General features: G+C 63.9%; 6 protein-coding genes. 3 read left to right on the top strand and 3 right to left on the bottom strand.

Annotated features, from left to right (window positions below):
- The coding region (locus VF515_16225; GenBank protein ID HEX7409177.1) for a GMC family oxidoreductase at positions 1-214 on the top strand (214 nt) is incomplete at its 5' end.
- 71 nt (positions 215-285) lie between these two features.
- On the opposite strand, the gene VF515_16220 is transcribed toward VF515_16225, so the two are convergent.
- The 3 genes from VF515_16220 to VF515_16210 are packed head-to-tail and all read right to left on the bottom strand — an operon-like array spanning position 286 to position 3,487.
- Positions 286-1,425, bottom strand: coding sequence for a dihydrolipoamide acetyltransferase family protein (locus VF515_16220; GenBank protein ID HEX7409176.1), 1,140 nt, complete (start codon positions 1,423-1,425; stop codon positions 286-288).
- Between the two features lie 52 nt (positions 1,426-1,477).
- Complete coding sequence (locus tag VF515_16215; GenBank protein ID HEX7409175.1) at positions 1,478-2,446, bottom strand: alpha-ketoacid dehydrogenase subunit beta; 969 nt, start codon at positions 2,444-2,446, stop codon at positions 1,478-1,480.
- A gap of 60 nt (positions 2,447-2,506) precedes the next feature.
- Positions 2,507-3,487, bottom strand: a complete 981-nt coding sequence (locus VF515_16210) for a thiamine pyrophosphate-dependent dehydrogenase E1 component subunit alpha (GenBank protein HEX7409174.1) — start codon at positions 3,485-3,487, stop codon at positions 2,507-2,509.
- A 266-nt stretch (positions 3,488-3,753) separates the two neighbouring features.
- Between VF515_16210 and VF515_16205 the strand changes: the two genes are divergently transcribed.
- Together VF515_16205 and VF515_16200 are read left to right on the top strand one after the other, a co-directional pair.
- Entirely contained in the window at positions 3,754-4,542 is a 789-nt protein-coding gene (locus VF515_16205; GenBank protein HEX7409173.1) for an undecaprenyl-diphosphate phosphatase, read from the top strand.
- Between the two features lie 43 nt (positions 4,543-4,585).
- A partial coding sequence (locus tag VF515_16200) for an amino acid permease (protein HEX7409172.1) occupies positions 4,586-5,967 on the top strand: 1,382 nt, incomplete at its 3' end.

Genomic DNA, 5,967 nt, shown 5'->3' with positions numbered 1-5,967 from the left:
GGCACTCAACCCGACCGGCTTTCACCCGATGGGTACCTGCCGCATGGGTCCCACGCCCGAGAGTAGCGTGGTGAACCTGCGCGGCGAGGTGCACGATGTACAACGTTTGTTCGTGGCCGATGGCAGCATCTTTCCGACCTGCACGGGAGTGAACCCGCAGGTGTCGATCATGGCCTTCGCCACGCGTATCGCGCAGGACATTGGCGCAGACTGACGTTTGTAGACGGGCTGCCCTCAGGCCGCTGCGTGTGTGAGAGCGGCGTGAGGGCACGCCGGCTCCAAGGGCTAACTGCGGCTCAAACGCGCCGCCACGTCCTGCAGGAACGCCGCGGCGGGGGCGCCGTCGACGATGCGGTGGTCGAAAGTCAGGCTGAGCGTCATCATCGAGCGGATGGCAATCTGGCCGTCGTGTACCGCCGGCTTCGGCACGATGCGACCGACGCCGAGGATCGCGATCTGCGGCTGATTGATGATGGGCGTGAAGGCGTCGATGCCGTACATGCCGAGGTTGGTGATGGTGAAGGTGCCGCCGCTGACCTCATCAACGCCCAGGCTCCCGGCGCGCGCTTTCTCCGCTAGTCGCCGCGACTCGTCGGCGATCTGCTGCAGCGACTTGGTGTCGGCGTGACGGATCACCGGGACCATGAGGCCCTCGTCCAAGGCGACGGCGATGCCGACGTTGACCTCCTCGTGCGGCTGGATCAGGTCACCTTCGACCGTGAGGCGCAGGCGCGGATGCGCCACCAGCGCGCCCGCAACGGCTTCGATCAGCATGTCGGTGAAGGTGAGATTGAACTCCTTCTTGAGCTGCTCGCGGCGCGCGACCAGTGGTGTGACGTCGGCTTCGGTGGTGATGGTGAGCTGCGCGGTCGACTGCAGGCTCTTGAACATGCGGTCGGCGATGCTCTTGCGCATCCCATGCAGCGGTGTTCCCTGCGGCATTGCCGCGGCGGCCTCGACGTCTTCACGCGTGATACGGCCTCCGGGACCGGTCCCCTTGACCGTGGCGAGATCGATGCCGCGCTCTTTGGCGAGTTTGCGCGCCGCCGGGGTGGCGACGATGGCGCCAGCCGGTGTGGATGCTGTGCGCTGAGATGCGGGTGCCGCGGCGTGGGGTAGGGTGGACGCGCCGGTTTCCGGCGCTTTCGTCGAGGCATAGGCCTTCGCTATGGCGGCCGGATCCTCCCCGCCCACCGCGATGACGGCGACGGCCTTGGCGCAGGGCACCGTCGACTCCAGCGGGTACAGCAGCTTGGCCACCACACCGCTGGCTGGCGCCTCGACCTCGTAGAGAACCTTCTCCGTCTCCACTTCGAACAGCGGCTGGCCCGTCTCGATGGCGTCGCCTTCGGCCTTGAACCATTGCTGGATCTTGCCCTCCTGCATGGTCAGGCCGAACTTGGGCATGACAACTTCAACCGGCATGTCAGTCCTGAGTGCTGAGTTTTGAGTGATGGGTCCTGGGTCCTGAGTGATGCTAGGGCAGGATTTCTTGGACCGCCGCTTTGATCTTGGCTTCGTCGGGCAGCACGTAGTTTTCGAGCGGCGGGCTGAAGGGGATCGGCACGTCGAGCGCGGTGACCCGTTTGATCGGTGCATTGAGGTAATCGAAGCCCTTGTCGATGATGATGGCGGCCAGATCGCCGGCGGCGCCGCCGCGCAGGTGTCCCTCGTCGGCAATCACGACACGGCCGGTCTTCGCCACCGAGGCGAGCATGCCCTCTTCGTCGAGCGGCACCAGCGTCTGTGGGTCCCAGACCTCGACACTGACGCCGTCCTTCGCCATCTCTTCGGCGACGGTCAGCGCCTTGGGCACCATGGCGCCGATGGCGATGATGGTGAGGTCCGTGCCCGCGCGTTTCACCGCGCCGCGACCGAGCGGGATAATGTACTCCCCGTCCGGTACCTCACCCTGGGTGAATCCCAGGCGTCCGTGCTCGAACACGAGGACAGGATTGTCGTCACGGATGGCGGCCTTCAGCAGACCCTTCGCTTCGGCCGCGCCCGACGGGACCACTATCTTCAGTCCCGGTGCGGCGAGGAACTGCGGGTAGATGACCTCGGAATGCTGCGCCGCCGCGGACCCCATGGCTCCGTAGACGCAGCGGAAGGTGAGTGGCAGGCGCGCTTGTCCCCCGGACATGTAGCGCAGCTTGGCGGCCTGGTTGCAGACCTGGTCGAAGCAACAGTAGAAGAAACTGGCGAACTCGATCTCGACGATGGGGCGCATGCCGGCCATGGCCGCGCCGATCCCGGCACCGGCGATGCCGGCTTCGGAGATCGGCGTATTGCGTACCCGCGCCGCTCCGAACTTCTCGAAGAGGCCACGCGTGGCGGCAAACGCCCCCAGCTTGACGTCTTCACCCATGATGAACACGCTCGGGTCGCGTTCCATCTCTTCCCCTATGGCCTGCCTGATTGCCTCGATAAATCCGATCACGGGCATGGAAAACTCCTCTGAAGACAGTTCACAGTCGATAGTCGATAGTTGATGGTCGAGAATTCCTCACGGGGCGAACACGTCGTCGAGCGCTTCCTGCGGTTCCGGGAACGGGCTCGATTGCGCAAAGGCGATGGCCTCGTCGATTTTGCGCTGCACTTCGGCGGCGATGCGGTCCAGCTCGGCTTGTTCGATGAAACCGGTGGCGAGCAGTTTCTTCGCGAACAGGACAATGGCGCAGCGCTGCTTGGCGGCTTCGATCTCTGCGGCCGGGCGGTACTCTCCGACGAAGGCCTGTTCGCCGACCACGTGCCCTTCCCAGCGATAGGTCTTGGCCTCGATCAGCGTCGGCCCCTCGCCGCGTTTGGCGCGCGCCACGGCGGTCTTGACCACTTCGTAGACGGCGAGGACGTCGTTGCCGTCCACGATCACGCCGGGCATGTTGTAGCCTTGCGCCCGTATGGCGATGTCCTTGACCGCCGTCGATTCGGAGGTCGGTGTGAACTCGGCATAGCCGTTGTTCTGGCAAACGAAGATGACGGGCAGCTTCCACAGACCGGCGAGGTTGGCCGACTCGTGGAAGGTCCCTTCATTTGAGGCGCCGTCGCCGAAGAACGCCACGGCGACGGCGTCGTTGCCACGGAAGCTGGAGGCCAGTGCGGCCCCGACGGCGATGGGGATGCCGCCTCCAACGATGCCGTTGGCGCCGAGGATGCCGAGGTCATAACTGACGATATGCATCGAGCCGCCCTTGCCTTTGCAGTAGCCGGTGCGCCGGCCGAACATCTCGGCCATCATCAGCTTGGGCTTTCCCCCCTTGGCAAGCATGTGGCCGTGGCCGCGGTGCGTGGTGGTGATGTAGTCCTTGTCGGTCAGCGCGGCGCACACGCCCGTGGGTACCGCTTCTTCACCGATCGATAGGTGCACGAAGCCGGGGATCTGTCCCTGGAAGAACAGGTTGCGAAGGGCTTCCTCAAACCGGCGGATGGTGACCATCATGCGGTACATGCTGAACAATTGTTCCTTCGCGAGCGTAGTGGCTTGCATCGATTTTCCTCCTGGACAGCGCTGCCGGTCTGAGCCTCGCGCCGAAAAACTGAGAGCGCACGATAGTATCTGAGGCGAGTCGAGGTCAATGGTCCACGGCGGATCGAGAAGGCGGCTGAAAGAAAAGCAGGGCGACGACTGCCGTTGGCCGTGTGTCCGTTGGCCGTGTTGCGTTCGGTCTGCAAATGGTCTAGCCACGCCCGTCTGAGGCTGATGATCGGGCGGAATGAACAGGAGGCACGGGGGCGGTTGGGAGAGTGGTTTGAATGCTTGCTTTGAAGGCTCTGGCGCTGGGTATTGTCGAAGGGGTTACCGAGTTCCTGCCGATCTCGTCGACCGGGCACCTCATCGTCGCGTCGGCGGTCATTGATTATCCCGAGGCATCGCGGGAAACGTTTGAGATCTTCATCCAAATGGGCGCCATCCTGGCGATCGTGTGGCATTATTGGACGCCGCTGCTGCAACTGGCGACCAGCTCGGCAGTCGAAGAGAAGTCGAGGGTGCTGATCGGCAAGGTTATGCTTGCCTTTCTGCCTGCGGCTGCGGTGGGCTTCTTGTGCCACCGGGCTATCGAAGAGTATCTGTTCAGTCCGAAGTTCGTTGCCGCCACCCTGATCGTCGGCGGCTTCATCATCATTTTTGTGGAGCGCCGGGTCTGGCATTTCGAGGTGCGGGAGATCGGCCAGACCAGATGGCTGCAGGCCTTCTATGTCGGTCTGGCCCAAGTGTTGTCTCTGCTTCCCGGGATGTCACGCGCCGGGGCGACGATCATCGGCGGTATGCTGGCGGGCTTGAACCGGCCGGCGGCAACGCAGTTCTCGTTTTATCTGTCGATCCCGACCATGTGTGCGGCCAGCCTGTACAGCCTGTTCAAGGCGCGGCACTTGCTGTCCGTGCACGACGTCATGCCCCTGAGTGTCGGCTTCGTGGCGGCGTTTTTCTCGGCGTTGATCGTGGTGCGGGCCTTCATCACCTTCATCCAGCGCCACAAGTTGACCGGCTTCGGCTACTATCGGATCCTGGCGGGGTTGGCGATCCTGTTCTTCCTCGGTTGACGGCTCAGGCCGCGTTCCCTATGGTCGTCGCCGCTGAGGGAATATGAGCCTGCGCCAGCAACTGTTCGCCGTAAAGAGCGTCAAGCTCCTCCAGGAGGAGATGGCGAGCGACAACCGCCTGCGCCGGGTACTAGGCCCCGTCACGCTGACGGCACTCGGTATCGGTGCCACCATCGGTGCCGGCATCTTCGTGCTGACGGGGCTGGCGGCCAACGTCTATGCGGGACCGGGGTTGATGCTGTCGTTCGTCGTCGCCGGCTTCGGCTGCGCGCTTGCCGCCCTCTGCTATGCCGAGTTCGCTTCGATGGTGCCGGTCGCAGGCAGCGCCTACACCTATGCCTACGCCACGTTGGGTGAGCTGTTGGCGTGGATCATCGGCTGGGATCTGCTGCTCGAGTACGCCGTCGCCTCGAGCACGGTGGCGCACGGCTGGTCGCATTATTTCCTCTCGTTTCTCCAACTCCTCGGCATCAACCTGCCGACGCGCTGGACGGCGACGCCGATCAACTTCGACCCCGACACCCATGCCTGGGTGAGCACCGGCGGCTACTGCAACCTGCCGGCGGCGTTGGTGGTGCTCGCCATCACGGTCGTGCTGGTCATCGGCATCAGGGAGAGCGCGCGCTTCAACGCCGCCATGGTCATACTCAAGCTGGTGGTGGTGCTGTTCGTGATCGGTGTGGGATCATTCTACATCCGGGTCGAGAATTGGCACCCGTTCCTGCCGTACGGTGCCGGCGGCGTCTTTCGCGGCGCGGCCTACATCTTTTTTGCCTATATCGGTTTTGACTCGGTCTCGACCCACGCCGAGGAAGCGCGTAATCCGCAGCGCGACGTGCCCATCGGCATCATCACATCACTGGCGGTGTGCACGGTGCTCTACATCCTTGTCGCCGCCGTGCTGACCGGGATGGTCCCGTACCACGACATCGATCTGGACGCGCCGGTGGCGCGGGCTTTCGGGACACGCGGGCTGCCGGTTGCCGTCTTTCTGATTTCGCTCGGTGCGGTCGTCGGCATCACCAGTGTGCTGCTCGTGCTCTTGCTGAGTCAGGCCCGCATCCTGCTGGCCATGGCGCGCGATGGGCTGATCTCATATCGTTTCTTCGGCGCCGTTCACCCGCGTTTTCGCACGCCACACAAGGCGACGATCCTCACCGGCGTACTGGTGGCTGTGGTCGCGGCCCTCTTTCCCCTCAAGATCCTGGCCGATCTGGTGAACATCGGCACGCTCATGGCGTTCGTCATCGTGTGTGCCGCCGTCTTGGTCATGCGGCGCACCAATCCGGGGTTGCGGCGCCCGTTTCGCACGCCGTTCGTGCCCTGGGTGCCGCTGCTGGGCATGGCGAGTAATCTCCTCATGATGACGTACCTCGGCTGGGAGAACTGGCTCAGGCTGTTCGTCTGGCTGGTAGTCGGGCTCGC

The sequence above is a fragment of the Candidatus Binatia bacterium genome, assembly GCA_036382395.1.
GTDB lineage: Bacteria > Desulfobacterota > Binatia > HRBIN30 > HRBIN30 > JAGDMS01.
This window is presented reverse-complemented; position numbering and strand designations above follow the sequence as displayed.

Excerpts from the sequence above, each read along its gene's own strand:
- VF515_16220 (HEX7409176.1), bottom strand. The coding sequence starts at position 1,425 with ATGCCGGTTGAAGTTGTCATGCCCAAGTTCGGCCTGACCATGCAGGAG.
- VF515_16215 (HEX7409175.1), bottom strand. The coding sequence starts at position 2,446 with ATGCCCGTGATCGGATTTATCGAGGCAATCAGGCAGGCCATAGGGGAA.
- VF515_16210 (HEX7409174.1), bottom strand. The coding sequence starts at position 3,487 with ATGCAAGCCACTACGCTCGCGAAGGAACAATTGTTCAGCATGTACCGC.
- VF515_16205 (HEX7409173.1), top strand. The coding sequence starts at position 3,754 with ATGCTTGCTTTGAAGGCTCTGGCGCTGGGTATTGTCGAAGGGGTTACC.